The following is a 232-nucleotide window of genomic DNA, read 5'->3' as shown; positions in this document are numbered from 1 at the left end:
TCCTGCCACTGTGTGAGTCCCTTCCGCATGGGATGCTTTTCCTTTTGCTATTCTGTAAAAACCCTCTGCATGTGCGCTTTTCCATTTAGCAACTGTAAAATAACCTTCTGCATGCGCACTTTCTCCATTAGCAGTCGTGAAATTTGCTTCCGCCTGCGCAGCCACGCCCGCGGCTGGTGTAGAAATTCCTTCTGTATGAGAAGCGAGTCCGGCCGCTGTTGGATGGGGTCCT

The 232-nt window shown here is 51.3% G+C and carries 1 pseudogene; it reads right to left on the bottom strand.

The features are described from left to right. A pseudogene (locus JDS99_RS31575) lies at window positions 1–232 on the bottom strand (peptidase G2 autoproteolytic cleavage domain-containing protein); the annotation flags it as partial.

This window comes from Bacillus cereus group sp. N6, from assembly GCF_016483705.1.
GTDB lineage: Bacteria > Bacillota > Bacilli > Bacillales > Bacillaceae_G > Bacillus_A > Bacillus_A wiedmannii.
Note: the sequence above shows the minus strand (reverse complement) of the source record. Positions and strands in the feature narration are given on the sequence as shown.